We start from the raw sequence: 26,122 nt of genomic DNA, 5'->3' as shown, positions 1-26,122 counted from the left end.
CTCAGTGTTCGGATTCGGGGTGGAGGTGGGGTTGCAGCACGGCAAGGACGGCCTCGTCCATGCCACGCGGGCGGAAACTGGCCGCTTCCAGTGCGGCGATGCGGACCTGGGCCGACAGCAGCAGCTCGCCGTCGCGCAGGATCTGCTGGTCGAAGACCATGCTGGCCTTCTTCAGCTGGACCAGGCGGGCAGTCACCTGCAGGGTGTCATCCAGCCGTGCCGGCCTGATGAAATCCATCTGCATCGAGCGCACCGCGAAGACCATCCCGTGCTCGGCGCGCATGCGCTCCTGGCCGTAGCCGAGCGCGCGCATCCATTCGGTCCGGGCCCGTTCCATGAAGGCCACGTAGCGGGCGTGGTAGACCACGCCACCCGCGTCGGTATCTTCCCAGTAAATGCGTGTCGGCCAACTGAATCGCGGCTCAACCGACATCGGGAACCTCCGCGAACAGGTCCTGCGGCGGATTCTTCGGCTTCAGGCCCATGTGCCGGTAAGCCTTGTGGGTGGCCATGCGGCCGCGCGCGGTACGCACCAGGAAGCCCTGCTGGATCAGGTACGGCTCGACCACGTCTTCCAGCGTGCCACGCTCTTCGGACAGCGCCGCGGCCAGCGATTCGATGCCGACCGGGCCGCCGTCGAAGTAGTCGACCATCGTCTTGAGCAGGCGCCGGTCCAGCTCGTCGAAGCCCTCCGGGTCGACCTTCAGCATCTTCATCGCGGCCTGTGCCACCGCCTCGTCGATATGGCCGCCGGCCTTCACCTGGGCGTAGTCACGCACGCGGCGCAGCAGGCGATTGGCGATACGCGGAGTGCCGCGCGCGCGGCGCGCGATCTCGCCGGCGCCATCGGCGGTGCAGTCGATGCCGAGGATGGTGGCCGAGCGGCGCACGATCCGGGTCAGTTCTTCAACGCTGTAGAACTCCAGGCGCTGGACGATGCCGAAGCGGTCGCGCAGCGGTGCGGTCAGCAGGCCGGCGCGGGTGGTGGCCCCGATCAGGGTGAACGGGGGCAGGTCGATCTTGATCGAGCGGGCGGCAGGGCCCTCGCCGATCATGATGTCGATCTGGAAGTCTTCCATCGCCGGGTACAGCACTTCCTCGACCACCGGCGACAGGCGGTGGATCTCGTCCACGAACAGCACGTCGTGCGGCTGGAGGTTGGTCAGCAGCGCTGCGAGGTCGCCGGCCTTCTCGATCACCGGGCCGGAGGTCACCCGCAGGGCCACGCCCAGCTCGTTGGCGATGACGTGGCTGAGGGTGGTCTTGCCGAGCCCGGGCGGCCCGAAGATCAGCACGTGGTCGAGCGCGTCGCCGCGGGCCTTGGCCGCTTCGATGTAGATCTCCAGCTGCTCGCGCACCGGGGCCTGGCCAAGATAGTCGGCCAGGCGCTTGGGGCGGATGCTGGCGTCGGCGGCGTCATCCTCGCGGGTGGCGCCGGCGCCGATGATGCGGTCGTCGGTCATACCGTGATTATGCGGTAAATGGTTGCATTCCGGGGCCGGAAGCACGGTAGTGCCGGCCGCTGGCCGGCAACCCCATGAACACCAGTGGTGCGGCGGATGCCGGCCAGCGGCCGGCACTACCAGACCTCAGATCTCGACCTGGGCCCCGAGTTCCACCAGGCGATTGCCCGGAATCCGGAAGAAGCCGGTGGCCGGGGCGGCGTTGCGATGCATCAGCGCGAACAGCTTGTCGCGCCAGATCGGCATGCCGCGGTTGGCGGTGGCCACGATGGTCTCGCGGCTGGCGAAGAAGGTGGTGTCCATCGGGTCGAAGTAGATGCCGCCGTGGTCACACGAACGCATCAGCGCCAGCGGCACGTCCGGGGTCTCCATGAAACCGAAGCGCACGTAGACCCGGTAGAACTCGTCGCCCACCGATTCGATCTTCAGCCGCTGCCCTTCCATCGCATAGGGGATCGGCAGGGTTTCCACGTGCAGGAACACGTTGCGCTCGTGCAGCACCTTGTTGTGCTTGAGGTTGTGCATCAGCGCATGCGGCGCCACGGTCGGGTCGGCGGTGAGGAACACCGCGGTGCCCGGCACGCGTACCGGCGGGGCCAGCATCAGGCCCGGCAGGAAGGTATCCAGGCGGATGCCGTCCTTGCGGATCTCGTCGCGCAGCAGCTCGCGGCCACGGCGCCAGGTGCGCATCATGGTGAACAGGAAGATGCCCAGCACCACCGGGAACCAGGCGCCCTGCAGCAGCTTGGCGCCGTTGGCGATGACGAAGCCGAGGTCGATGATGAAGAACACCACGCACAGCGGCAGCAGCCAGCCACGCGACTTCGGCCACAAGGTGCGCGCCACCACGGCCAGCAGCAGGGTGTCGATCAGCATCGTGGCCGACACCGAAATGCCGTACGCCACGGCCAGGTTGGACGAGCTGCGGAAGGCCAGCACCAGGCCGAATACCATCACCGCGATGCCCCAGTTGATGCCCGGGATGTAGATCTGGCCAATGGTGTCGTGCGAGGTGTGCTTGATGCGCATGCGCGGGATGTAGCCCAGCTGCATGGCCTGGCGCGAGACCGAGAATGCGCCGGTGATGACCGACTGCGACGCGATCACCGCCGCCATGGTGGCCAGGATGATCATCGGGTACAGCGCCCACGAGGGCACGGCCTCGAAGAACGGATTCTTCAGCGCCTCGGGGTGGTTGAGTACCAGCGCGCCCTGCCCCAGGTAGTTCAGCACCAGGCACGGCAGCACGAAGAAGTACCAGGCATGGCGGATCGGACGCAGGCCGAAGTGGCCCATGTCGGCGTACAACGCCTCACCGCCGGTCACCGCCAGCACCACCGCGCCAAGGATGAAGATGCCGTGCCAGCCATGCTCCATGAAGAAGCGGATGCCCCACCACGGATTGAACGCCTTCAGCACCTCCGGTGCGTCGACGATGTTGTAGATGCCGATCGCCGCCAGCGACAGGAACCAGATCGCCATGATCGGCCCGAACGCCTTGCCGATCTTCTCGGTGCCGAAGCGCTGCGCGGCGAACACCGCCAGCAGCACCACCAGGGTGACCGGCACGATGAAGACATGCAGGCCCGGCGCGGCCACCTCCAGGCCTTCCACCGCACTGAGCACGGACATCGCCGGGGTGATCACGCCGTCGCCGAAGAACAGCGAGGCGCCGAAGATGCCCAGGATGCCCACCACGTACGCCGAGCGCGAGCCGTTGCGCAGCGTGCGCTGGGTCAGCGCCATCAGCGCCATGATGCCGCCTTCGCCGTCATTGTCGGCGCGCATGATGATGGTGACGTACTTCAGCGTCACCACCAGGTTCAGCGCCCAGAACGCCAGCGACAGCACGCCCAGCACGGTGTCGTGGTCGCTGTTGAGCCCATAATGCGGCGAGAACGCCTCCTTCAGGGTGTACAGCGGGCTGGTGCCGATATCGCCGAAGACCACGCCGATCGCACCGATGACCAGCGCCAGCCCTCCAGCGGAGGGAGCGTGGCCGTGGCCGCCGGGCGCGGCTGCGTGCGGGGTTTGACTGCTGGACATGGGACTCCTGGCGAAGCTCAGGCGGTTCGTTGAGGGAAAGGAAGGCCGTTCAGCGCAGCGCCGACTGCAGCGCCTTGCGGATCACGGTGGCCACTTCGTCGCCTTCATTGAAGGCATCGCGGGCCATGCGGGCCGCTTCGGCCGGCTTGTAGCCCAGCTGCTGCAGGGCCACGGTGGCATCGGACAGCGGATCGGCCGGCGCCGGGCCACTGCCGGTGGGCAGCGCGCCGCCGGCACCGAACTGGGCGGCACGGTCACGCAGTTCCAGCACCATGCGCTCGGCAGTCTTCTTGCCGATACCCGGGATGCGGGTCAATGCGGTGATGTCGCCGGCCTGGACCATCCGCGCGAATTCCTCGACGCTGACGCCGGACAGCACGGCCAGCGCGATCTTCGCGCCGATGCCGCTGACCTTCTGCACGTCGCGGAACAGGCGCCGCTCGCCCTCGCGCAGGAAGCCGTACAGCGAGACGCTGTCCTCCTTCTGCGCGTAGTGGGTGTACAGGGTGACCTCGCGGCCGAGTTCGGGCAGGTCGTAGAAGGTGCTCATCGGCGCCTCCAGTTCGTAGCCCACTCCGTTCACGTCCACCACCAGCCACGGCGGCGCCTTGTAGGCGACGATGCCGCGCAGTCGACCGATCATTGCGTGCAGCTCCTCATTTGCGGCCCCACGCCTGGCGGGCGGTGAGCCCCAGGCGGTTGGCCGTTGCCCTTACGTGGGCATGGGTGATCGCCACCGCCAACGCGTCGGCCGCGTCGGCCTGCAGCTTGGTTTTCAGGTTGAGCATGAGCCCGACCATGTGTTGAACCTGTTGCTTTTCGGCGCCACCACGGCCCACCACGGCGAGCTTGATCTCGCTGGCAGCGTATTCGTGCACCGGCAGGTCGCGCAGCACCACCGCCGAGATCGCCGCGCCGCGGGCCTGGCCCAGCTTCAGCGCCGAATCGGGATTGCGCGCCATGAACACCTTTTCGATGGCCACTTCGTGCGGCTGGTACTCGCGGCACAGGTCGGCCAGCCCCAGCACCAGCAGTTTCATGCGCTGCGGGAAGTCGTCGGCGCCCAGCAGCACCAGCGGCTGGTGGTGCACGTAACTGACGCGGCCGGCAGCATCGACATCGATGATGCCGACCCCGGTCCGCTGCGAACCGGGATCGATGCCGAGGATGCGGGTCATGCCGCGCTCCTGGCGGGGCGGAACGGAGTGCGCTGGCAGGCGTATGGGCTCATGACTGTCCGCGGTGACCGTTCAACGGCCCGCGCCCAGGCCGTCGGGGACGGCTCAGGCGTAGGCGTCGGCGCCGAGTTCGGCGTTGGAATACACGTTCTGCACGTCGTCCAGGTCTTCGAGCATGTCCAGCAGCTTCTTGACCTGCAGGGCGACCTCGCCCTCGACCTTGATGTCGTTGTCGGCGCGGAAGGTGATCTCGGCGTGGTCGGCGACATGCCCGGCAGCGGCCATCGCGTCCTTGACCGCGTTGAACGCGTCAGGGCTGGTGACCACGTCGATCGAACCGTCGTCGGGATAGACCACGATGTCGTCGGCGCCGGCCTCGATGGCCGCTTCGGTGATCGTTTCCTCGTCGGCGCCGGGGGCGAAGCTGAGCACGCCCAGGCGCTTGAACATGAAGGCCACCGAGCCTTCGGTACCCATGTTGCCGCCGCACTTGCTGAACGCATGGCGGACGTCGGCCACGGTGCGCACGCGGTTGTCGGTCAGGCAGTCGACGATCACGGCCACGCCACCCGGGGCATAGCCCTCGTAGCGGATCTCCTCGTAATCGACGCCTTCCAGTTCACCGGTGGCCTTCTTGATGGCGCGCTCGATCACGTCCTTGGACATGTTCACGGCCAGGCCCTTGTCCACCGCCACGCGCAGGCGCGGGTTGTTGTTGGGGTCGCCTCCACCGCCGCGCGCGGCAACGCCGATCTCGCGGATGATCTTGGTGAAAATCTTGCCGCGCTTCGCGTCGGACGCGTTCTTGCGGGCTTCGATGGAGGGGCCTCTACCCATGGGTGCTACCGTCTGGCTGCTTCAGGATCAAGGCGCGGATTCTACCTGATCGGGGGCGGCAACCGTGTCTAGGCCCGCTATTGTTGTAGGGCCCTGCCTCCCCTGCCGCTAGGCCGCCGCCGCGTCGCGGCTGTGGTCGAAGTGGCCGTGGCGCAGGAAATGCGCGGTCTGCCGCGCGGCATCAGGCGACACCACCAGGCCGCTGTGGCTGGTGCGGACCACGCAATGGTCGGCCAGGCCCGGCAGCCGCGTCTCGGCCAGTGCCACGGTGCCGTCGGACGCATCGTCGATCGCACCCAGCAGGCTGCCCAGCCCGTGCGGCACCGATCCGGCGATCAGCCCGACTTCGGCATTGCCCTGCCAGTCCGGCAGGCCATCAAGCAACAATTCGCTGCTGCGCCCCAGCGCCAGGCCCCAGCCGTGTTCGGACAACGAGCGCGCGGTCCCACTGCCGCGCAGCGGCGAACCGAGGCAGACCACGCGCTGCACCGGCAGTTCCGGCTTGCGCCGCAGCGCCTCCAGCGCCAGCAGTCCGCCCAGGCTGTGGCCGACCAGCGACAACGGGCCGGCATCGGCCAGCCGCTCCAGCAGCTGCGGCACGGCCACGTCGGGGCCGCCGAACACCGAGGAGTAGCCGAACGCATGCACCTGGAAGCCGCGCGCGCGCAGGCGCCAGGCCAGCGGCCCGACCCAGGCGCGGGCATTCCAGATGCCATGCAGCAGCAGTACGGGGGGAGTCATGCAAACAGCCTGGCGGTCAGCGGGGCAGGAACGTGGGGTGATTGAACACGCGCGCGCAGCAAGCCGCGGTGAACGTCAGGACGCGCGCGGTGCGCGGCGCAGGATGAATTCAAGATCGTTGGTATCGCCAACCGGGAACAGGTACTCGCCGGCCTTCTCGAAACCGTAGCGTGCATAGAAGCGCTGCGCGCCGAAGTTCTCCGACCATACCCCCAGCCAGAGCGTGCGCGGGCCTTCGTGCTCCAGCCAGGCCAGCGCGGTTTCCAGCAGGCGGCTGCCCCAGCCACAGCTCTGCTGGGTCTTGATCAGGTACAGGCGCTTGAGTTCGCCGTCACCGGGTTTCACCTCCGGGTGCGGCAGGCCGCAGGGGCCGGCGGCGGCATGGCCGACCGCCTCCCCGTCCAGTTCCAGCAGCCACACCGCGTAATCGGGGTGGGCCAGGATCACGCGCTGGCGCTCGATCGAGTAGGCCTCTTCGAGGAAGGCCTGCAGGTCCTGCGGCGGGTACAGATGGCCGAAGGTTTCGGTGAACGTGCGGGCGGCCAGCGCCGACAGGGTCGGCGCGTCGTCCACGGTGGCGCGGCGGATCGAATACATGCAGGAAGTTGACGCCAGGGCGAAGCGCGGGTCAAGCCTTTTCAGGCGATTCCGCGTCTTCGTCCTCGTCCTCTTCCTCGTATTCCTCTTCGTCCTCTTCTTCCTCGCCGTCCTCGTCCTCGTCGTACTCTTCCTCTTCGTCGTCCTCGTAATCCTCGACGCCGAAGTCCTCACCGTCCCAACGGCCTTCGCCGTCGGCGACGAAGGTCAGCGCCATCGCCGCCGGGTTGGTACCGACACGGACCAGCCAACCACCGAACACGCGTGCACGCTCGGTGACCAGGGTGGCCTCGGAGCCTTCATTGCCCAGCTTTTCCCACTCCAGCGAAAACGCAAACTCGGTCATTGCCTGGATCTCCTGATCAGTTGGTCTTGGGGCGAACCTGGATGTGCACTTCGGCCAGCTGCGCGTCGACGATCGGCGACGGCGCGTCGGTCATCAGATCCTGTGCACCGGTGGTCTTCGGGAACGGGATGACGTCGCGGATCGACTCCGTGCCGGCCATCAGGGCGGCGATGCGGTCGATGCCGAAGGCGATGCCACCGTGCGGCGGCGCGCCGTAGTTCAGCGCGTCGAGCAGGAAGCCGAACTTGGCGCGGGCCTCTTCGGCACCGATGCCGAGCAGTTCGAAGACCGCACTCTGCATGTCCGGACGGTGGATACGGATCGAACCGCCGCCGATTTCATTGCCGTTGAGCACCATGTCGTAACCGCGCGAGACCGCGGTACGGGCATTGGCGCGCAGGTCGGCGATATCGTCCACGGCCGGTGCGGTGAAGGGGTGATGCAGGGCGACGTAGCGCTGTTCTTCCTCGTCCCACTCGAACATCGGGAAGTCGGTGACCCACAGCGGCGCCCAGCCGCCGGCAACCAGGCCGAAGTCCTTGCCGGCCTTCAGGCGCAGCGCGCCCATGAAGTCGGAGACCTTGTTGTAGCCACCGGCACCGAAGAACACGATGTCGCCGTTGCCGGCACCGACATGGGCCACCAGCGCGGCGAAGCGCTCTTCGCTGAAGAACTTCTGGATCGGCGAGCTGACTTCGCCGTTGTCGGCGATCTTGATGTAAGCCAGGCCCTTGGCGCCGTACTTGGCGGCATGCGCGGCGTACTCGTCGATCTGCTTGCGGCTCAGCGACGCGCCGCCCGGGATGCGCAGCGCGGCGACGCGGCCTTCGGCATCGTTGGCCGGACCGGTGAACACCGGGAACTCGCTGTCCTTGACCAGTTCAGCCACGTCGACCAGTTCCAGCGCGATGCGCAGGTCCGGCTTGTCCGAACCATAGCGACGCATCGCCTCGGCCCAGGTCATGCGCGGGAAGCTGGCATCCAGCTCGACATCGACCACCTCCTTGAAGATGGCGCGAATCATGTCCTCGACGAAGTCCTGCACGTCGCGCTCGCGGACGAAGGCGAACTCCATGTCCAGCTGGGTGAATTCCAGCTGGCGGTCGGCGCGCAGCGCTTCGTCGCGGAAGCAGCGCGCGATCTGGTAGTAGCGGTCGAACCCGGCCACCATCAGGATCTGCTTGAACAGCTGCGGGCTCTGCGGCAGGGCGTAGAACTCGCCCGGGTGCATGCGCGCCGGCACCAGGAAGTCGCGTGCGCCTTCCGGGGTGGCCTTGGTCAGGATCGGGGTCTCGATGTCCTGGAAGCCCTTTTCGTCCAGGTGGCGGCGCAGGGCCTGCACCAGCTTGATGCGGGTGCGCTGCATGCGCTGCATTTCCGGGCGGCGCAGGTCCAGGTAGCGGTACTTCAGGCGGGTTTCCTCGCCCGGGTTCTCGTGGGCGTGGAACGGCAGCGGCGCGGCCTTGTTCAGCACGGTGATGGCCGTGGCGATCACTTCCACCTTGCCGGTGCGCATCTTGTCGTTCACCGCGTGGCGGGCGCGCACGACGCCTTCCACCTGCAGTACGTCCTCGTAGCCCAGCGACGCGGCCACGGCGAACACTTCGGCGTTGTCGGCCTCCACGGTCACCTGCACGATGCCTTCATGATCCCGGAGATCGATGAAGCAGACGCCGCCCTGGTTACGGGCCACGTCGGTCCAGCCGGCGAGGGTGACAGTCTGGCCAATCAGGGTCTCGTCGACCAGGCCGCAGAAGTGGGTACGCATGGGGGGAAGCTCCGCTGGAGAACGCCGGCACCGGATGGGGGCCGGAAAGCCTCGTATTCTGCGGCCGAGGCCCCGGCCGGGGCAAATCCGGGCAGTCACGCCGGCTTGATCGCCCCGGTCCCTATAGTCGGCCACCTGCCACCGTATGGGATGCCGCCATGAAATCGTTGTCCCTGGCCAGCCTGGCCGTGACCCTGAGCACGCTGGCCGTGCTCGCCCTGCCCTCCGCTCCGGCCGCTGCGCAGGACGGGGTGATCCGCTGCGAAAGCCAGAACAACCGAGAACGTGTCTGCAGCACCGGCTGGCGCAATGCGCAGCTGGTCCGCCAGCTGTCCGGCAGCGCCTGCGACGAGGGCCGCACCTGGGGCAGCCGCAATGGCAGCATCTGGGTCAGCAACGGCTGCCGCGCCGAGTTCGTTGAAGCCCGCGGCGGCTGGGGCGGCGGCAATGGCGGTGGCTGGGGCGGCAGCAACGGCCGTCCCGGCGAAACCATCCGCTGCGAGAGCCAGAGCAACCGTGAGCGCAGCTGCCCGGTCGGCTGGCGCAACGCCCGCCTGGTCCGCCAGCTCTCCGGCAGCCCCTGCGACGAAGGCCGCACCTGGGGCGTGCGCAACGGCGCGGTCTGGGTCAGCAACGGCTGCCGCGCCGAGTTCGCCGAGGCCCGCGGCTGGGGCGGCGGCGGCGGTGGCTGGGGCGGCGGCAACAGCAATTATTCAATCACCTGCAGCAGCAACAACAACCGCACGCAGAACTGCGACTGGGATGAGCGCCAGGGCCGGCCGGTGCTGCAGCAGCAGCTGTCCGGCAGTGCCTGCCAGGAAGGCCGCAGCTGGGGCTATTCGCGCGGCCAGGTGTGGGTGAGCAACGGCTGCCGGGCGCGCTTCGGCGCGCGCTGAGCACCGGGGTCGGATCCCTGGCCGACGGCCAGGGCTCTGACCCCGGTCAGGTATCCCGCATCTACGCATGGCGTGGATCCACTGGGGATCTTTCAGGGGTCAGGGTGCGGGTGCCTTCTCGTCGCCCCACGGTGGCGGCGGCAGGTCGACCGGCCTGCTCAGGTCGAACTTCACGCGGAAGCGCCGGCCTTCCGGTCGCGTCAGCTCGTAGACGAAGGTCTGGTCCGGATCGATTTCCATCGCCCAGGTGTTGAAGGTGGAGGCCCGCATGTCGGCACGACGGAACATCGCCACGGAATCGGTGTCGGCCGGGAACTGCTGCCGCTCGGCGGTGCCCGGCGGCGTGCTGTCGCCGCCATAGAGGGTGATCGCATCGGCGCTGCCATCCGGGTGGCGATGATCGTGCTTCAGGCGCAGGCCATTTTCGGTACGGGTCAGCACCCACGTACGCGAATGGTCATCACCGACATGGAAGGGGATCCGCAGCTCATGGGCCGGGTCGGCACAGCCGCGCACATGCATGACCAGGCGCTGGCCGGCGAATGGGTCCTTGCCGGTGGGTGCCGGCGTGTCCTCCACCACCCGGCCCTCGAAGGCCTGGCCGCAATGCGCGGCGATGGCCGCCATGAAGGCATCGGCCGGTGCGGTCGCCAGATCATGGGCGACCGAATCGGAACGCTGCGAGCAGGCAGCAAGGGTGAGCAGGAGGGCGGAAGCAGCAGCAACGGCAGGCAGTTTCATGCCCCCAACCCTAACGACCCGGGCCGGTGCGCGCAAACCCTGCGCACCGGCCACGTCACCTCATCGGTGCAGCCAGACCTCGCAACCGCCGATCTCCTGCTTCTGGCCACCGGCGGCATAGCGGCGGATGATCTCCGCCTGCCACTGCATGCGTCCGGGGCTGCTTCCCACCTGGCTGGGGCAGTTGACCAGTGCGGCCAGCGGCAGCCCACCCAGCGCCGCGTCGTCGGCGGCCAGCGACGCGAGCACCTCGTCCGACGCCCAGTCTGGAATCATCACCGCGCGGCGGCCGGAGAAGTACGGCAGTTCGGAGGACCAGTCCTGCCCGAACGCGACCACCACGCCCTGCGCCGTCGTGCCGGTACGGATGACCTCGGCGATCTGCGAAACCGCTGTCGGCTCGCGCGCTTCCCTGATGTCCTTCAGCGACTTCACCAGGCCGAAGCCCACCGACAGCACGCACAGGACGATCGCCAGCGCGACGCCGCGGCGCGGCTTGCCTGCCGCTTCGGCCGCCAGCACCGTCGACCACAGCACCAGGCCGATGATCGAGGTGGCGAACACGATGTTGGCCGCCTGGTAGTAGGGATGGGCGATGTGCAGGTTGGTGAAGACCAGGAACGGCGCCAGGTAGGCCAGCAGCAGGATCCCCACCGCTGCGCGCGTGCGCTTCTGCCACAGCCCGGCGATGACGAAGATGAGGAAGATCCAGTTGGAGCCGATCGCACCGGAGAAGCGCTTCTTGAACACCGTGCCCCACCAGGTGGCCGGATCCAGGCGCTGCTGCAGGGTGCCGTAGTTCCAGGTGGACAACGCATCGGAGGTGATCTGCCGGCCCAGCGCCGACTGCGCCTTCAGCGCGTCGGCATGCTGCAGCCACAGGGTGAGCGTGGCCAGCACGGCAAGTGCGGACAGGCCACCCCAGAACAGCAGGCGCCAATGCTGCCGCAGCCACTGCGGGCGCGAGCCATGTTCACGCAGCGCCAGCCACAGGAAGGCCAGCGCAACGAACGCGGCAAAGCCGAAGAACGAGGTGACCTTGATGGCCGCCGACAGCACCGCGGCGACGATGGCAACCACGCCCACCCACGCGCGCGGCTGGCTGCGCAGGCGCGCCATCGCCCAGACAAAGAGCAGGCCGAAAAACACGGCGCTGGACTCCATCATCACCGAGCGCCCCCAGAACTGCGCGTACGGCGAGACGGCAAACGCGCCGGCCACGCACAGCGCCAGCGTGCGGTCGGGGCGCCACGCCAGCAGCGTGCGGTAGACCAGCCACACGCAGCCGACATGGAAGAGCGCAGACACCAGGCGCCCGCTGTTGTCGGCGCTCATGCCGGTGAGGCTGGACAGCAACGCCGCCAACCACTGGTAGAACGGGAATTCGAAGGGAATCGACCAGGGCGCGCCCAGCACCGGGGTCACGTAGTCCAGCCAGGGGCCGCCGCGCAGCAACCAGTCGATCGACAGTGCAGTCTGCGTCTGCCGGAAACCGGAGGCATCGACCGGGGGCATCGACCAGCTGCAGGCCAGCAGGATCAGCAGCGCGGCCGCCGAAAACCACAACAGGATCTTGCCCGGCAACAGGCTGCGGTCTGGGTTGCTTTCCTGGGTCACGCCTGTTGCTCCTGACGGTGGCCGCCCACGGCAGGGCGCGCTTCACGGGCGCGCAGTGTCTGCGTTGGCGCACCGGAGTGCAAGCCGCTGCACGCGGCTGCGGCTCAGCCCGGCGGTGGCAGTGGTGCCTTCAGCGGCTCGGCATGGCCGCCGTCGGTGGCCGCGACCGGTGCGATCCCGCCCTCGCCCGCCGGCTCCTGCTCGACCGGGTCGACGTCGAACGGCGTGCGGAACACCAGCGACGGCAGCAGCGTAGTCAGTGCGGCGTACAGCAGCAGCGCGCCGAACAGCACCGCCGGAATCTGGAAGCGCTCGCGCATGATCGCCGCCAGCACCAGGGTGAAGATCAGGGTCGGTGCCAGCGCCAGCGAGACGCGTAGGCTGCTGCGGAAGCTCTCGCCGAACATCACCCGGCGCTGCAGCCAGACCACGCCGATGCGCAGCGGCAGCACCACCAGGGTGATCACGATGCCCAGCCCCAGCGCCTCGAAACTGAGCGCTTCGCTGGGCACCTTGGTGCCAGCGTTGAAGAAGTAGAACGGCACGAAGAACGAGGCGAACAGGCGCAGCGCGTGCAGGTTCTCGTGCGAGGCCAGCAGCGGCATGCGCTGGTGTAGCAGGCGCGCGACCAGGCCGGCGATGAAGGCGCCTACCAGGTAGTACACGCCCAGCAGGTAGGTGATGTAGGCGGCCACCATGCCCACCATCACCAGCAGCGAGAACTCCGAACCGGGGGCGTGCGGCGCCACCCAGCGTCCCAGCGCGATGAACAGCAGCGGCAGGCCCACCATCATCGCCAGCAGGGCCAGGCTGGACAGCGCCATGTGGCCCGGGTCGCCGGCCTGCAGCACAATGAACAATGCCGCCAGCGCCAGCAGTTCGCCGGCGATGGCCTTGCTGGTGACCCAGAACCGCTCGTCTTCGCTCAGGCCCAGCCGCGACAGCGAGTCCATGATGAAGCCGGTGGACGGTGTCAGCAGTGCCAGCGCCAGCAGTCCGGCCGCCTGCCACGGCAGGCCCGCGTAGCGCCAGGCCAACCAGCCGACCCCGAACAGCGTGGCACTGCGGATCACCAGATGCGCCAGCAACGGCCACATGCCGCGCCGCAGCGCCTGCAGATCCACCTCCAGGCCTGCGAACAGGAACAGCGAGGAAATCCCCAGCGTGGCCAGCAGGCCGATCACCGCGTCATGCGCCTGGTCGCCCAGCCACAGCATGCCGATGATGCCGAACAGCAGGCAGGTCAGCGGTGCGGGCAGGCTGAAGCGCTGCAGCGCGCGCGGGATCACCAGCAGCGCGAAGATCAGCAGCAGGTAGATCAACTCATGGCTCATCGGGGTCTTCCGTGGGGTTCGAACGCGCGCAGGATGCGCGTGCCCGACCGATCCGGCAAGCCATTTCGAATGACCCCGGTTACCTCATCCAATCATTGCATCGGCCAGCGCGCCCACCCGTGCAAGCACCGCTGCGCGCTGGTCGTCATCGACCGACGCGCCCTGCAGATAGGCGGTGACCACCCACGCCGCGCCGCCCGCATGCGGCCACAGCACGGCGATGTCGTTGCGCGTGTCATCGCCGTTGCTGCCGGTCTTGTCCCCCACCCGCCAGCGCGTGCCCAGCCCGGCGCGCAGGCAGGCATCGCCGGTCTGGTTGTCGATGAGCCAATCGGCGAACTGCTGGCGCGATGCAGGCTGCAGGCCATTGCCCACCGCGAAGCGGGCCAGGCTGGTGGCCATCGCGGCCGGGCTGGTGGTATCGCGCGGGTCTCCCTTCACGAACAGATTCACGTCCGGCTCGTTGCGGTCAGTGCGGGTAATGCTGTCGCCCTGCCCGCGCAGGAATGCCGTCAGCGCCGACGGCCCGCCCACCACCTCCAGCAGCAGGTTGGCCGCCGTGTTGTCGCTGGTGGTCAGCGTGCCCCGGCACAGGTCGCGGACAGTCAGGTCCTTGCCCACATGGCGGCGCGCCACCGGGGCGTAGGACAGCAGATCCTTCCCGGCGATGGGCACACGGGTGTCGAGCGAAACGCGGCCTGCATCGGCAAGGCTCAGCACATGGGCAACCAGCAGCGACTTGAACGTGCTGCACATCGGGAAGCGCTCATCTTGCCGATGCCCGCCGATGCGACGGCCGTTACCGGTATTCAGCACGGTGACGCCCAGGCGGCCACCGCTGGCTTTCTCCAGCGCGGCGAAATCGGCGGCGCCGGCAATGGCGGCGGGTATGCCGGACGCTGGGGAAACAGCTCGCGCCAGCGCCGGGGCAAGCAGCGAGGAAGCAACGGCAGCACCACTGAACTGCAGGAATCGGCGACGGGCGAGCATAGGGGTTCTCCTGGTGGACTGCCCGATTATTGGCGCCTCCCCTGCGACCGACCAGCGCGAAAAATCAGGGCAACCCATAAGTTGAACTCATGCCTGGCGCGATCAACTGTTTGAGATTTACGAAATTCCTCATTGAACGGGTAGGATCAGCCATCACCCTGGCTCACGGCTCTCCGATGCTGCACCCCACCCTGCCACTGAACGCGCTGCGAGCGTTCGAGGCGGCCGCCCGCCACCAGAACTTCACCCGAGCCGCGCTGGAGCTGTGCGTCAGCCAGGCCGCACTGAGCCACCAGATCCGGGGCCTGGAAGACCGGCTCGGCATCCGCCTGTTCCATCGCCTGCCGCGCGGCGTGGCGCTGACCGACGAGGGCGCGGCGCTGTATCCGGTGCTCAACGAATCGTTTGAACGCATCTCCGCCAGCATTGCGCGCTACACCGGCGGGCCGGCCCGGGAAGTACTCACGCTGGGCGTGGTGGGTACCTTTGCCACCGGCTGGCTGCTGCCACGGCTGGCCGCGTTCGAGGCGGCGCACCCGGACATCGAACTGCGCCTGCAGACCCACAACAACCGCATCGACCTGGCCGGCGAAGGGCTGGACCTGGCGATCCGCTTCGGTGATGGCGACTGGCAGGGACAGGCCTGCACGGCGATCCTGGATGCCCCGTTCGCGCCGCTGTGCGCACCGGCATTGGCGCGGCGGCTGAAGCAGCCGCGCGACCTGGCCACACTGCCGTTGTTGCGCTCCTACCGCAGCGACGAATGGCCACGTTGGCTGCAGGCGGCCGGCGTCAGCGGTGTGGAAGCGCGCGGGCCGGTGTTCGATTCCTCGCTGACCGTGGCGATGGCCGCCGCAGGGGGAGCCGGCGTGGCGCTGCTGCCCCTGCGCATGTTCGAGCAGGAACTGGCCGAAGGCCGCCTGCTGCAGCCGTTCGGCACCACGCTGGAGCTGGGCCGCTACTGGCTGACGCGATTGCGTTCGCGCGCCGAACGCGAGCCGGCCAAGCGCTTCCGCGAGTGGCTGCAGGCGCAGGGCGCATGACAAAAAAAGGGGACGGAGGGGATTAAGTCGTTTGTGGCACAAACGACTTAATCCCCTCCGTCCCCTTTTTTGCGTGATCAGGACTCCAGCAGTTCCATCCACGTTGCCTCAGCTTTTTCCAGCTGCGCGGCGGTGGTTTCGCGGTCACGTCCGATCACCGCCATGCGGGTCGCATCGGCGTAGTTGGCCGGATCGGCCAGCTGGCGGTCGAGCTCGGCCAGCGCGCTCTCCAGTTCGGCCACCTTGGCCTCGGCAGCCGCCAGCTTGTGTGGGTTCACCGGCTTCTTCTGCACCACCTGCGCCACCGGTGCGGTCTTGACCACCACCGGCTCTTCCACCTGCTCCATGCGCGCCTTGGTGCCCTGCGCCTGCGGGCGGGTGCGCAGCCACGCGGCGTACGCGTCCAGGTCGCCATCGAACGGTTCAACCACACCATCGGCCACGCGCCAATAGGTATCGCAGACCAGGCCGATCAGGTGGCGGTCATGCGAGACCATCACGATCGCGCCTTCGAAGGTGGCCAGCGCTTCGGCCAGTGCTTCGCGCATTTCCAGGTCAAGGTGGTTGGTCGGTTCGTCCAGCAGCAGCACGTTCGGCTGCTGCCAGGCGATCAGCGCCAGCGCCAGGCGCGCGCGCTCGCCACCGGAGAAGCCATCAACCGGCTCGAATGCACGATCGCCCGGGAAGTTCCACTTGCCGAGGAAATCGCGGAAGGACTGGTTCGGTGCGTCCGGGGCGATCTCGCGGAAATGCTCCATCGGCGATTGGCCTTCGTGCAGCGATTCCACCGTGTGCTGGGCGAAGTAGCCGATCTTCAGGTCCGGGTGCGCCATGCGCTCGCCGACGATCGGTGCGAGTTCGCCCACCAGGGTCTTCACCAGGGTGGTCTTGCCCGCACCGTTCGGGCCGAGCAGGCCGATGCGCTGTCCCGCTTCCAGGCCGAAGCCGACGTTGTGCAGGATCACCGCGTCCTTGCCGTAACCGGCCTCGACGTGGTTCAGGCGGATCAGCGAGAACGGCAGCTTGGCCGGCGGCGCGAACTCGATGCGGAACTCGCGCTCGGCGCGCACCGCTTCGGTGCCGGCCAGCTTGGCCAGGCGCTTCATGCGGCTCTGCGCCTGCGCGGCCTTGCTGGCCTGCGCCTTGAAGCGGTCGATGAAGCTCTGCAGGTGGGCGCGCTCGGCCTGTTCCTTCTCGTGCGCGATCTGCTGCTGGCGCAGCTGTTCGGCGCGCTGACGCTCGAAATCGGTGTAGCCGCCCGGGTAGAGCTTGGCGCCGCCGCCGTGCAGGTGCAGGGTGTGGGTGGCCACGTTGTCGAGGAACTCGCGGTCATGCGAGATCAGCAGCAGGGTACCCGGGTACTTCAGCAGCCACTGTTCCAGCCAGTACACCGCGTCCAGATCCAGGTGGTTGGTCGGTTCGTCGAGCAGCAGCAGGTCGCTGGGCATCATCAGCGCGCGGGCCAGGTTCAGGCGCACGCGCCAGCCGCCGGAGAACGAGGACACCGCACGGTGGTGCGTCTCGGCAGGGAAGCCGAGGCCGTGCAGCAGCTTGCCGGCACGCGCTTCGGCGTCGTAGGCCCCCATCTCGGCCATCTTGGTGTGCGCGTTGGCCACCGCCTCCCAGTCTTCGCGCGCGGTCGCCTCGGCCTCTTCGGCCAGCACCGCGGCCACCTCGGTATCGCCGCCCAGCACGAAGCTCAGCGCCGGATCCGGCAGCGACGGGGTTTCCTGGGCCACGCTGGCGATGCGCACCTTGCCGGGCAGGTCGACGTCACCCTTGTCGGCCTCCAGCTCGCCCTTCACCGCCGCGAACAGGCTGGACTTGCCAGCACCGTTGCGGCCGACCACACCCACCCGGTAACCGGCGTGCAGGGTCAGGTCGACATTGGACAACAGCAGCCGCTCGCCGCGGCGCAAGGCGAAATTACGAAGGGAGATCATCGGGGGAGGGGTCCATATAACCGGATGGAATGTGCTGGTGAGCACTGTTCCTGCGACGCAATTCTAGCGTTAACGAATACTTGACGCGTCCCGGGATGCGCAGTGGCCGACGTTCCTCTCTCCCACGTCCCCGCCGCGCGCGTCCCGGGGTCCCTTCCTGCCAGCGCTGATCCGGGCTAAATGGTTGCTGCTGCAACGTTTTTTCTGACGCCTGGCATTTGACAGGCACTGAATATCCCGTTAATTGCTGTATTGCGCACCGCAACAACCGCCGTCCGCCTCACGCTCGTGATGTCGATTCCGGTGCCGCCCCCGCGAACCGGAGCCCATCCCGATGACCCGCAAGACCCGCCTGATCGCCGCCGCCGTCGCTGTCGCACTCGGTGGCTCTCCGTTCGTCGCCGCTGCACAGCAGGCCGGCACCGCTGCCAACACCCTGGACACGGTGATCGTCACCGGCACCCGCGTGGCCGACCGTACGGTCGCCGAATCGCAGTCGCCGATCGACATCATCACCCCCGAAGTGCTGCAGTCCACCGGTACCAGTGAACTGGCCACCGCACTGTCGCGCGCCCTGCCCTCGCTGAACTTCCCGCGCCCGGCGCTGACCGACGGCACCAGCGGCGTGCGCCCGGCGCAGCTGCGCGGCCTGTCGCCGGACCAGGTGCTGGTGCTGGTCAACGGCAAGCGCCGCCACACCTCGGCGCTGATCAACGTCAACGGCAGCATCGGCCGTGGCTCGTCGGCGGTGGACATCAACGCGATCCCGATCGCCGCGATCGAGCGCGTGGAAGTGCTGCGCGACGGTGCCTCGGCACAGTACGGCTCGGACGCCATCGCCGGCGTCATCAACATCGTGCTCAAGGGCAGCGGCAGTGGCGGCAGCCTGGCAGTGGACTACGGCCAGTACTCGGCCGGCGACGGCAACAAGTACCAGCTGTCCGGCGACACCGGCGTCGAGTTCGGCAACGGCCGCGGCCGCGTGCACGTGGCCGGCCAGATCAGCCAGCAGGACGAGAGCAACCGCGCCGGCCCGTACCGCGGCACCACGCCGAACACCGGCAACTTCCCCAGCATCGGCCAGAAGACCTTCATCGTCGGCGACCCGCGCGTGGATGCCACCGCGGCCTCGGCCAATGCCAGCTTCGACTTCAGCGACCACGTGACCGGCTACGCCAGCGCGCTGCTCAGCAACCGCGACATCACCTCGTTCGCCTTCTACCGTTCGCGCAACCACAGCGGGCAGAGCGCGCTGCTGGCGCAGACCTACCCGGACGGCTACGTGCCGGAGATCAACCAGTATTCCAAGGACCGCTCGCTGGTGGCCGGGGTCAAGGGCAACACCGACAACGGCTGGACCTGGGACCTGAGCCTGAACCACGGCGAGAACACCCTGGACTTCCACACCCGCAACAGCATCAACTACAGCCTCGGTACGACCAGCCCGCGCTCGTTCTACGACGGCACGCTGAAGTACCAGCAGGACATCTTCAATGCCGATCTGACCAAGTCGCTGGACTGGGGCCTGGCCTACCCGGTCACGCTGTCCTTCGGCGGCGAGTACCGCAAGGAGAAGTGGGACCAGAACCCGGGCGAACTGAACTCGTACACCGGCAGCGGCGCGCAGGGCTTCGCGGGCTTCACCCCGACCAATGAAGTGCATGCCGACCGCCACAACTACGCGGTCTACGCCGGCCTGGAAGCGGACCTGACCGAGAAGTTCTCGGCCGGCATCACCGGCCGCTACGAGGACTACTCGGACTTCGGCGACCGCTTCTCGGGCAAGCTGTCGGCGCGCTACGCGTTCACCGACAAGGTGGCGCTGCGGGCCACCGCCTCCAGTGGCTTCCGCGCGCCCTCGCTGGCCCAGCAGGGCTACCAGGCGGTGACCAGCCAGTTCCTCAATGGCGTATTCGTCGAGCGCGGCACCTTCCCGACCACCAGCCAGGCCGCGCAGGCGCTGGGCGCCTCGCCGCTGAAGGCCGAGACCTCCACCTCCTACAGCCTGGGCCTGGTGCTGCAGCCGGTCGATCGCCTGTACATCACCGTCGATGCCTACCAGATCGACATTGACGACCGCATCGCGTTGTCGTCCAGCATCACCACCAACGCGGCCACCAGCGCGCTGCTGGGCACCCTGGGCCTGCCGCAGGTGACCGCGTTCTCCTACTTCACCAACGGCCTGGATACGCGCACCCGTGGCGTCGACTTCGTCTCCAGCTACACCGTACCGTTCACCGCCAGCAGCCTGGAGCTGACCGCGGCCTACAGCTACAACGACACCGAAGTGCGCCGCGTCGGCGGCACCCCGGCGGTATTCGGTACGCTGGGCCTGACCCAGTCGCTGATCGGCCGTGATGAGATCGGTCGCATCGAGGACAGCTACCCGCGCGACAAGGCGATCCTGAGCGGCACCTGGCGTTCGGACCACTGGGAGCTGGGCCTGGCCGCCACCCGCTACGGCAAATTCACCGTGCGCAACTCGGCCACCGCGCTGCGTGACCAGACCTACGGCGACGCCTGGGTGGTGGATGCCTCGGCCAGCTACAAGCCGAGCAGCAACTGGACCCTCACCGTGGGCGCCGACAACCTGCTCGACAAGTACCCGGACCGCACCGAAGACCTGCAGAACTCCACCTTCGGCATGCTGCCGTACAGCAACTACTCGCCGTTCGGCTTCAACGGCGCGTATGTGTACGGACGGATCAAGTACACCTGGTAAGGGGTACTGCCGGCCGCTGGCCGGCATAACCCGGGCCGCGCCTGGAGGAGAGCCCCTTCTTGTTGAAGGGGCGCGCCGAAGGCGTGGGTTGAAGAGGAATGCGTGGGCAAATCCGCCGGCCACGGCACGTGGCCGGCGGATTTGCCGTATCTGGCCTCATCGGTGAAAATCGGGATACCCCCGATTGCCTGCGAGTGCCGATGCACCATGACACCGACCTGATCAACATCGTTGCCGTTGGCCTGGGGCTCGCCTTCATCTTCGGCGCGCTGGCCAACAAGCTCCGCTTGTCTCCCCTGGTCGGTTACCTGGTTGCTGGCATCTGCGTAGGCCCGTTCACCCCCGGCTTCGTCGCCGACCAGGCACTGGCCAACCAGCTTGCCGAACTGGGCGTGATGCTGCTGATGTTCGGCGTCGGCCTGCACTTCTCGTTGAAGGACCTGATGGCGGTCAAGGCGATCGCCATCCCCGGCGCCATCGGCCAGATCGCGGTCGCCACCCTGCTCGGCTGGGGCGTGGCCTCGCTGATGGGCTGGCCGGCCATCCATGGCGTCATCTTTGGTTTCTCGCTGGCCACCGCCAGTACCGTGGTGCTGCTGCGGGCAATGGAGGAACGCCGCCTGCTGGAAACCATGCGCGGCAAGATCGCGGTCGGCTGGCTGATCGTGGAAGACCTGGCCTGCGTGCTGGCGCTGGTGATGATGCCGGTAATGGCCGGCGTGTTCGGTCCGGACGCGTCCAAGGAATCGCACTCGCTGGGCAGCGTGCTGGCCGACATCGGCTGGACGTTCGTGCAGCTGGGCCTGTTCGTGGCGGTGATGCTGGTGGTCGGCCGGCGGGTCATCCCGTGGATCCTCGAGCGCATCGCCGGCACCGGTTCGCGTGAGCTGTTCACCCTGTCCGTGCTGGCGATCGCGCTGGGCGTGGCGTTCGGCTCGGCGATGCTGTTCGGCGTCTCGTTCGCGCTGGGCGCGTTCTTCGCCGGCATGCTGCTCAACGAATCGGAGCTGAGCCACAAGGCCGCGCATGATTCGCTGCCACTGCGCGACGCGTTCGCGGTGCTGTTCTTTGTCTCGGTCGGGATGCTGTTCGACCCCAACATCCTTGTCCAGCATCCGTGGCAGGTGCTGGCCACCGTCGCCATCATCATGTTCGGCAAGTCGGCGGCGGCGTTCTTCATCGTGCGTGCCTTCGGCCACCCGACCAGCACCGCGCTGACCATCTCGGCCAGCCTGGCGCAGATCGGCGAGTTCGCCTTCATCATCGCCGGCCTCGGCGTGGCCCTGCAGATCCTGCCGAAGGAAGGCCAGTCGCTGGTGCTGGCCGGCGCGCTGGTGTCGATCATGCTCAACCCGCTGGTGTTCGGCCTGCTGGACCGTTGGCAGGCCAAGCAGGAGCAGTCGCCGCAGGCACCCGAGCCGCCCGAAGCGATCGGCCCGTCGCGCGACCTGCATGACCACGCCATCGTGATCGGCTATGGCCGGGTCGGCAGCGAACTGGCGCAGGTGCTGCGCGACCGTGGCGTGCCGGTGCTGGTGATCGATGACAACAAGGAACACGTCGAGGAAGCCCACGCCAAGGGCCTGGCGGCGATCCGCGGCAGTGCGGCGGCCGACCGGGTGCTGGCCGAGGCGCATCCGGAGCGGGCCAAGATCGCGGTGCTGGCGATTCCGCAGCCGCTGGAAGCCGGTGAAGCGCTGGCCAAGCTGCGGGCGATCAATCCGGACCTGACGCTGCTGGCGCGTGCGCACAGCGATGCCGAGGTGAAGCATCTGCTGGAACATGGTGCCGATGGCACGGTGATGGCCGAGCGCGAGCTGGCCTATTCACTGGCGGAGATGATCATGTCGACGCCGCCGTACCGGAACCTGGGGCAGCACAGCATCCCGGTGGTGTGAGGGGTCTGCGGCAGGGCTTGCAGCCCTGCACCGGCTGAATCAACTTCAACGGCAAAGGCAGAAGCAAAAGCTGGCATCCCGTGGAATGGCGGGATGGGTCCAGTTGCGGGAGACGCCGTAAACCCTTCCATGGGGGCTTGGCCGCGGCATCCATGCCGCGGACACTCCCGCAACCGGACCCAGCCCGCCTTCGACGGTTTTCCGCGATCTATCGGAAATACTCCTGGGGTCAGATCCGTTTTCCGCAGGAAAACGGATCTGACCCCGGAAACAAAAAGATCCCCGGTCGACCCGCATCGACCGGGGATCTGGATCGCCACGTTGCCACTGCCTTGGAGAGGCAGTTCCACCGTAACGCATCGCTCGGCCCGTGGTGATCGCCTGTGGCGATGACGACCAAGCGCGTGGCTATCAGGCGCCGGCCAGGGCCTGTTCCAGGTCGGCGCGCAGGTCGCCGATGTGCTCGATGCCGATCGACAGGCGCACGGTGTCCTCGCTGACCCCGGCCTTGGCCAGTTCGGCGGCATCCAGTTGGCGATGCGTGGTCGAGGCCGGGTGGGTCGCCAGCGACTTCGCATCCCCCAGGTTGACCAGGCGGGTGAACAGCTTCAGCGCATCGAGGAAGCGTGCGCCGGCTTCACGGCCACCGGGCAGGCCGAAGGTCAGCACGCCCGACCCATGCCCGCGCAGGTAGCGCTGCGCGGCGGCATGCTCGGGATCGTCAGGTAATCCCGCATAGCGCACCCAGGCCACCTTGGCGTGCGCCTTGAGGAACTGCGCCACAGCCAGCGCATTGGCGTTGATGCGTTCCATGCGCAGGGCCAGGGTCTCGATGCCCTGCAGGAGCAGGAACGCATTGAACGGCGACAGCGCTGCGCCGGTATTGCGCAATGGCACCACCCGCGCGCGGCCGATGTAGGCCGCCGGCCCCAACGCTTCGGTATAGACCACGCCGTGGTAACTGGGGTCGGGCTGGTTGAGCCGCGCGAAGCGCGTGGGTTGTGCCGCCCAATCGAAGCGGCCGGAATCGATGATCGCGCCGCCCAGGCTGTTGCCGTGCCCGCCCAGGTACTTGGTCAGCGAGTGCACCACGATGTCGGCGCCGTGCTCGAACGGGCGCAGCAGGAAGGGCGTAGCCACCGTGTTGTCGACGATCAGCGGCACCCCGGCGGCATGCGCGACCTCGGCGATGGCGGCGATGTCGGTGACATTGCCGCGCGGGTTGCCGATGGATTCGACGAACACCGCCTTGGTGCGTTCGTCGATCAGCGCGGCGAACGCGGCCGGGTCGGCCGGGTCGGCGAAGCGCGCCTGGATGCCGTACTGCGGCAGCGTGTGCGCCAGCAGATTGAGGCTGCCACCGTAGAGCGCACTGGAGGCGACGATGGTGTCACCGGCTTCGGCGATGGTCTGGATGGCGTAGGTGATCGCGGCCTGCCCCGAGGCCAGCGCCAGCGCGCCGATGCCGCCTTCCAACGCGGCCAGGCGCTGTTCCAGCACGTCGGTGGTGGGGTTCATGATGCGGGTGTAGATGTTGCCGGGCACCTTCAGGTCGAACAGGTCGGCGCCGTGCTGGGTGTCGTCGAACGCATACGCCACGGTCTGGTAGATCGGCACGGCCACCGCGCGGGTGGTCGGGTCGGGACGGTAGCCGCCGTGCACGGCCAGGGTTTCCAGTTGCCACTGCGGGTCGCTCATCGGGCCAGGCTCCATCCGGGGAAACGGCCACCATAGGCCAGCCGCGGGCCGCTGCTGAAAGCCACTGGCGATGACGGCCGTACCCACGGTTATCAGGTTGGTCGCGATTCAGGCAGTCGTCATGGACCGTTGCTAGGCTTCGCCGCCGGGCGCTCCTGCCCGGGCACGGAGGCCCCTCGCATGCAGCCATCTTCCTGGACCCCTGCGCCCAGCCACTCACCCACCTCGGTGCTGCTGGTGGAGGACGACCGCCGCCTGGCCGAACTGGTCAGCGATTACCTCCACGAACATGGCTTTGCCGTGCGGCATGTGGCCCGCGGTGACCTTGCGGGCGCGGCCTGCCGCCAGCACGTGCCGGAGCTGGTGGTGCTGGACCTGATGCTGCCCGGCCTGGGCGGCATCGATGTGTGCCGACAGATCCGCAGCTTTTCCGATGTGCCGATCCTGATGCTGACCGCCTGCGAGGACGACATCGAACAGGTGCTGGGCCTGGAGTCGGGTGCCGATGACTATGTGCACAAGCCGATCGAGCCGCGCCTGCTGCTGGCCCGCCTGCGCGCCCTGCTGCGCCGCCGCCATGGCAGCAGCACTACCGGCACGCCCAGCCGGCTGATGCACGGGCAACTGCTGATCGATCGCATGCAGCGCGAAGTGCACCTGCACGGCGCGGTGGTGGACGTGGGCACCACCGAATTCGAGATCCTGTGGCTGTTGGCCAGCCAGCCCGGACAGATCCTCTCGCGTGACCAGATCCTCCAGGCGGTGCGCGGGATAGGCTTCGACGGCCTGGACCGCAGCGTGGACGTCTGCATCGGCAAGCTGCGCCGCAAACTCGGTGACGACGCACGCGAACCGCGGCGCATCAAGACCGTGTGGGGACGCGGCTACCAGTTCAATCCTGCGGCCTGGTCGGAATGAAGCGGCTGTTCCTGTGGCTGTGGTTCGTCACCGGTGCCTGCTTCCTGGCCTCGGTGTTCTTCCTCAACCACATCCTGGATGGCATCTACACGCCCGTGCAGGATCGCGTTTTCGTCCAGCAGGTGCGCGGGCAGGTGTACGCCCTGCGCAGCGGCCTTGCGGGCCTGGACGCGGGCCAGCAGCGTGAGCGCCTGCGGCAATGGCAACCCCACTACGGCATTGCCTTGACCCTGCTCGACGGTCCTCCCGCGCTCGATCGGCAGGAACAGGCGGCCGTGCAGGCCGATGGCTTCATCGTGCGCGATCAGTACCAGCAGGTCCTGCTGCCCATCGAGGGGGTCGATGGTCGCTGGCTGCACCTGCGCCTGCCTGGGGCCGTGCAGATGACCACGTACATGACCCTCGCCGCCTACCTCAGCATCCTGCTGCTGGTGGGCGCCAGCCTGTATGCCTGGGTACGCCTGCTCTGGCGCGATCTCGAAGCGTTGCGCCTGCATGCCGACCGCATCGGTGCCGGTGATCTGCAGGCACGCGCACAGGTCTCGCCGCGCTCGCAGATCCGCGTCATCGTCGACCATTCCAACCGCATGGCCGCGCGCGTGGCCGAACTGGTGCAGCGCCAGCGCGATCTCACGCATGCCATTTCGCACGAACTGCGCACGCCCATCGCGCGCGTGGCCTTCGGCCTGGACCTGATGCAGGACAGTGATGATCGCGAACGCCGCGCGCGACTGGCGGAGGGGCTGCATGGCGACCTGGCCGAACTCAACCGGCTGGTCAGCGAACTGCTGGCCTACGAACGGCTGGAGCATCCCAGCGAAGGCGAGCCGATGCAGCGTATCGAAGCCAATGACTGGCTGCAGGCCTGCCTGGCCGATGCGCGCCGTGATGCCGAACGCGCCGGCCTGGTGCTGCGCGTGCAGCCCAGTGCGTTGCCACGGGTGGATGCCGAGCCACGCCTGCTGCAGCTGGCGCTGAGCAACCTGGTCGGCAATGCGCTGCGCCACGCGCGCTCGCAGGTGGAGGTGTCGCTGGTCGGTGTGGGCGGACGCGCCTGCCTGCGCGTGGACGACGATGGCCCCGGCATCGCCGAGGCCGACCGTGAGAAGGTGGTCCGCCCGTTCACCCGACTGGATGACAGCCGCAGCCGCGACACCGGCGGCTTCGGCCTGGGCCTGGCAATCGTCGGCCGCATCGCCGCGCGCCACCACGGCGAGCTGCGCATCGGCCGCGCCACCCTTGGCGGCGCACGCCTGGAAATGCACTGGCCGCTGGCTGCCAGCTGAACGCCCACGGGCGCGCTTACAGTTGGTTACAACTCCCGCACAACTGCGGACGGATCGGTC

At 67.9% G+C, this 26,122-nt stretch carries 22 protein-coding genes; 6 read left to right on the top strand and 16 right to left on the bottom strand.

Going from position 1 to position 26,122, the window contains the following annotated elements:
• Position 1: 1 nt before the first annotated feature.
• The 10 genes from ybgC to aspS form a co-directional block, all read right to left on the bottom strand.
• Positions 2-433, bottom strand: coding sequence for a tol-pal system-associated acyl-CoA thioesterase (gene ybgC / locus LRM18_RS10945; RefSeq protein WP_049465537.1), 432 nt, complete (start codon positions 431-433; stop codon positions 2-4).
• The gene (gene ruvB / locus LRM18_RS10940) at positions 423-1,463 is read right to left on the bottom strand and encodes a Holliday junction branch migration DNA helicase RuvB (protein ID WP_014038223.1); all 1,041 of its coding nucleotides are present in this window, start codon (positions 1,461-1,463) and stop codon (positions 423-425) included. The genes ybgC and ruvB overlap by 11 nt, the downstream gene beginning before the upstream one ends.
• 126 nt (positions 1,464-1,589) lie before the next feature.
• Complete coding sequence (locus LRM18_RS10935; RefSeq protein ID WP_049465542.1) at positions 1,590-3,509, bottom strand: potassium transporter Kup; 1,920 nt, start codon at positions 3,507-3,509, stop codon at positions 1,590-1,592.
• A 49-nt stretch (positions 3,510-3,558) separates the two neighbouring features.
• Positions 3,559-4,152 (bottom strand): Holliday junction branch migration protein RuvA, encoded by a 594-nt coding sequence (gene ruvA / locus LRM18_RS10930; protein WP_005418517.1) that lies wholly within the window; start codon positions 4,150-4,152, stop codon positions 3,559-3,561.
• A 13-nt stretch (positions 4,153-4,165) separates the two neighbouring features.
• Positions 4,166-4,687, bottom strand: a complete 522-nt coding sequence (gene ruvC, locus LRM18_RS10925; protein ID WP_206631980.1) for a crossover junction endodeoxyribonuclease RuvC — start codon at positions 4,685-4,687, stop codon at positions 4,166-4,168.
• 105 nt (positions 4,688-4,792) lie between these two features.
• Complete coding sequence (locus tag LRM18_RS10920; protein ID WP_049465548.1) at positions 4,793-5,524, bottom strand: YebC/PmpR family DNA-binding transcriptional regulator; 732 nt, start codon at positions 5,522-5,524, stop codon at positions 4,793-4,795.
• Positions 5,525-5,632: 108 nt separating this feature from the next.
• Positions 5,633-6,265 carry an alpha/beta hydrolase gene (locus LRM18_RS10915; protein ID WP_270954390.1) on the bottom strand — a complete coding sequence of 211 codons (633 nt, stop codon included), beginning with the start codon at positions 6,263-6,265 and terminating at the stop codon, positions 5,633-5,635.
• A gap of 75 nt (positions 6,266-6,340) precedes the next feature.
• Positions 6,341-6,862: a GNAT family N-acetyltransferase gene (locus tag LRM18_RS10910; protein ID WP_053461158.1), complete on the bottom strand. Its 522-nt coding sequence runs from the start codon at positions 6,860-6,862 to the stop codon at positions 6,341-6,343.
• A 31-nt stretch (positions 6,863-6,893) separates the two neighbouring features.
• On the bottom strand, positions 6,894-7,208 hold the full coding sequence (locus LRM18_RS10905; protein ID WP_057494726.1) for a hypothetical protein: 315 nt from the start codon (positions 7,206-7,208) through the stop codon (positions 6,894-6,896).
• A gap of 16 nt (positions 7,209-7,224) precedes the next feature.
• Positions 7,225-8,976: an aspartate--tRNA ligase gene (aspS, locus tag LRM18_RS10900; protein WP_049465557.1), complete on the bottom strand. Its 1,752-nt coding sequence runs from the start codon at positions 8,974-8,976 to the stop codon at positions 7,225-7,227.
• 158 nt (positions 8,977-9,134) lie between these two features.
• Between aspS and LRM18_RS10895 the strand changes: the two genes are divergently transcribed.
• Positions 9,135-9,872, top strand: coding sequence for a DUF3011 domain-containing protein (locus LRM18_RS10895; protein ID WP_270954386.1), 738 nt, complete (start codon positions 9,135-9,137; stop codon positions 9,870-9,872).
• Between the two features lie 99 nt (positions 9,873-9,971).
• Here the strand turns inward: LRM18_RS10895 and LRM18_RS10890 are convergent, their stop codons facing one another.
• From LRM18_RS10890 to blaL2, 4 genes are all read right to left on the bottom strand, one after another.
• Positions 9,972-10,613 carry a hypothetical protein gene (locus tag LRM18_RS10890; RefSeq protein WP_103282493.1) on the bottom strand — a complete coding sequence of 214 codons (642 nt, stop codon included), beginning with the start codon at positions 10,611-10,613 and terminating at the stop codon, positions 9,972-9,974.
• 60 nt (positions 10,614-10,673) lie between these two features.
• Positions 10,674-12,230, bottom strand: coding sequence for a glycosyltransferase family 39 protein (locus LRM18_RS10885; protein WP_270954383.1), 1,557 nt, complete (start codon positions 12,228-12,230; stop codon positions 10,674-10,676).
• 104 nt (positions 12,231-12,334) lie between these two features.
• Positions 12,335-13,564: a cation:proton antiporter gene (locus LRM18_RS10880; RefSeq protein WP_206631978.1), complete on the bottom strand. Its 1,230-nt coding sequence runs from the start codon at positions 13,562-13,564 to the stop codon at positions 12,335-12,337.
• A gap of 84 nt (positions 13,565-13,648) precedes the next feature.
• Complete coding sequence (gene blaL2, locus LRM18_RS10875) at positions 13,649-14,554, bottom strand: L2 family extended-spectrum class A beta-lactamase (protein ID WP_270954381.1); 906 nt, start codon at positions 14,552-14,554, stop codon at positions 13,649-13,651.
• A gap of 176 nt (positions 14,555-14,730) precedes the next feature.
• On the opposite strand from blaL2, the gene ampR reads away from it, so the two are divergent.
• Positions 14,731-15,597: a LysR family transcriptional regulator AmpR gene (gene ampR / locus LRM18_RS10870; protein ID WP_049465574.1), complete on the top strand. Its 867-nt coding sequence runs from the start codon at positions 14,731-14,733 to the stop codon at positions 15,595-15,597.
• 77 nt (positions 15,598-15,674) lie between these two features.
• On the opposite strand, the gene LRM18_RS10865 is transcribed toward ampR, so the two are convergent.
• A complete protein-coding gene (locus LRM18_RS10865; protein WP_149901974.1) occupies positions 15,675-17,540 on the bottom strand; it encodes an ABC-F family ATP-binding cassette domain-containing protein in 1,866 nt (621 codons plus the stop codon).
• Between the two features lie 334 nt (positions 17,541-17,874).
• Here LRM18_RS10865 and LRM18_RS10860 point away from each other — a divergent pair, with 334 nt between their 5' ends.
• Positions 17,875-20,262 carry a TonB-dependent receptor gene (locus LRM18_RS10860; RefSeq protein ID WP_064239065.1) on the top strand — a complete coding sequence of 796 codons (2,388 nt, stop codon included), beginning with the start codon at positions 17,875-17,877 and terminating at the stop codon, positions 20,260-20,262.
• Between the two features lie 200 nt (positions 20,263-20,462).
• On the top strand, positions 20,463-22,160 hold the full coding sequence (gene ybaL / locus LRM18_RS10855; protein WP_049467962.1) for a YbaL family putative K(+) efflux transporter: 1,698 nt from the start codon (positions 20,463-20,465) through the stop codon (positions 22,158-22,160).
• A gap of 411 nt (positions 22,161-22,571) precedes the next feature.
• Here ybaL and LRM18_RS10850 read toward each other — a convergent pair whose 3' ends face one another.
• Positions 22,572-23,858: an aminotransferase class V-fold PLP-dependent enzyme gene (locus LRM18_RS10850; protein WP_074725042.1), complete on the bottom strand. Its 1,287-nt coding sequence runs from the start codon at positions 23,856-23,858 to the stop codon at positions 22,572-22,574.
• Between the two features lie 180 nt (positions 23,859-24,038).
• Here LRM18_RS10850 and LRM18_RS10845 point away from each other — a divergent pair, with 180 nt between their 5' ends.
• Positions 24,039-24,776, top strand: a complete 738-nt coding sequence (locus tag LRM18_RS10845; protein ID WP_057494719.1) for a response regulator transcription factor — start codon at positions 24,039-24,041, stop codon at positions 24,774-24,776.
• Entirely contained in the window at positions 24,773-26,062 is a 1,290-nt protein-coding gene (locus LRM18_RS10840; protein ID WP_057494718.1) for an ATP-binding protein, read from the top strand. The genes LRM18_RS10845 and LRM18_RS10840 overlap by 4 nt, the downstream gene beginning before the upstream one ends.
• Positions 26,063-26,122 lie beyond the last annotated feature (60 nt).

Origin of the sequence: Stenotrophomonas sp. PI_27 (assembly GCF_027854495.1) — a bacterium.
In the GTDB taxonomy this organism is placed as follows: Bacteria; Pseudomonadota; Gammaproteobacteria; order Xanthomonadales; family Xanthomonadaceae; genus Stenotrophomonas; species Stenotrophomonas pavanii.
This window is presented reverse-complemented; position numbering and strand designations above follow the sequence as displayed.

Bases quoted from the DNA above. Each gene is read 5' to 3' on its own strand.
- LRM18_RS10865 (WP_149901974.1), bottom strand. From the start codon at position 17,540: ATGATCTCCCTTCGTAATTTCGCCTTGCGCCGCGGCGAGCGGCTGCTG.
- LRM18_RS10905 (WP_057494726.1), bottom strand. From the start codon at position 7,208: ATGACCGAGTTTGCGTTTTCGCTGGAGTGGGAAAAGCTGGGCAATGAA.
- aspS (WP_049465557.1), bottom strand. From the start codon at position 8,976: ATGCGTACCCACTTCTGCGGCCTGGTCGACGAGACCCTGATTGGCCAG.
- ruvC (WP_206631980.1), bottom strand. From the start codon at position 4,687: ATGACCCGCATCCTCGGCATCGATCCCGGTTCGCAGCGGACCGGGGTC.
- ybgC (WP_049465537.1), bottom strand. From the start codon at position 433: ATGTCGGTTGAGCCGCGATTCAGTTGGCCGACACGCATTTACTGGGAA.
- LRM18_RS10840 (WP_057494718.1), top strand. From the start codon at position 24,773: ATGAAGCGGCTGTTCCTGTGGCTGTGGTTCGTCACCGGTGCCTGCTTC.
- LRM18_RS10845 (WP_057494719.1), top strand. From the start codon at position 24,039: ATGCAGCCATCTTCCTGGACCCCTGCGCCCAGCCACTCACCCACCTCG.
- ampR (WP_049465574.1), top strand. From the start codon at position 14,731: ATGCTGCACCCCACCCTGCCACTGAACGCGCTGCGAGCGTTCGAGGCG.
- LRM18_RS10915 (WP_270954390.1), bottom strand. From the start codon at position 6,265: ATGACTCCCCCCGTACTGCTGCTGCATGGCATCTGGAATGCCCGCGCC.
- LRM18_RS10895 (WP_270954386.1), top strand. From the start codon at position 9,135: ATGAAATCGTTGTCCCTGGCCAGCCTGGCCGTGACCCTGAGCACGCTG.
- LRM18_RS10910 (WP_053461158.1), bottom strand. From the start codon at position 6,862: ATGTATTCGATCCGCCGCGCCACCGTGGACGACGCGCCGACCCTGTCG.
- LRM18_RS10860 (WP_064239065.1), top strand. From the start codon at position 17,875: ATGACCCGCAAGACCCGCCTGATCGCCGCCGCCGTCGCTGTCGCACTC.
- ybaL (WP_049467962.1), top strand. From the start codon at position 20,463: ATGCACCATGACACCGACCTGATCAACATCGTTGCCGTTGGCCTGGGG.
- LRM18_RS10920 (WP_049465548.1), bottom strand. From the start codon at position 5,524: ATGGGTAGAGGCCCCTCCATCGAAGCCCGCAAGAACGCGTCCGACGCG.
- ruvB (WP_014038223.1), bottom strand. From the start codon at position 1,463: ATGACCGACGACCGCATCATCGGCGCCGGCGCCACCCGCGAGGATGAC.
- ruvA (WP_005418517.1), bottom strand. From the start codon at position 4,152: ATGATCGGTCGACTGCGCGGCATCGTCGCCTACAAGGCGCCGCCGTGG.
- LRM18_RS10890 (WP_103282493.1), bottom strand. From the start codon at position 10,613: ATGAAACTGCCTGCCGTTGCTGCTGCTTCCGCCCTCCTGCTCACCCTT.
- LRM18_RS10935 (WP_049465542.1), bottom strand. From the start codon at position 3,509: ATGTCCAGCAGTCAAACCCCGCACGCAGCCGCGCCCGGCGGCCACGGC.
- LRM18_RS10850 (WP_074725042.1), bottom strand. From the start codon at position 23,858: ATGAGCGACCCGCAGTGGCAACTGGAAACCCTGGCCGTGCACGGCGGC.
- blaL2 (WP_270954381.1), bottom strand. From the start codon at position 14,554: ATGCTCGCCCGTCGCCGATTCCTGCAGTTCAGTGGTGCTGCCGTTGCT.
- LRM18_RS10880 (WP_206631978.1), bottom strand. From the start codon at position 13,564: ATGAGCCATGAGTTGATCTACCTGCTGCTGATCTTCGCGCTGCTGGTG.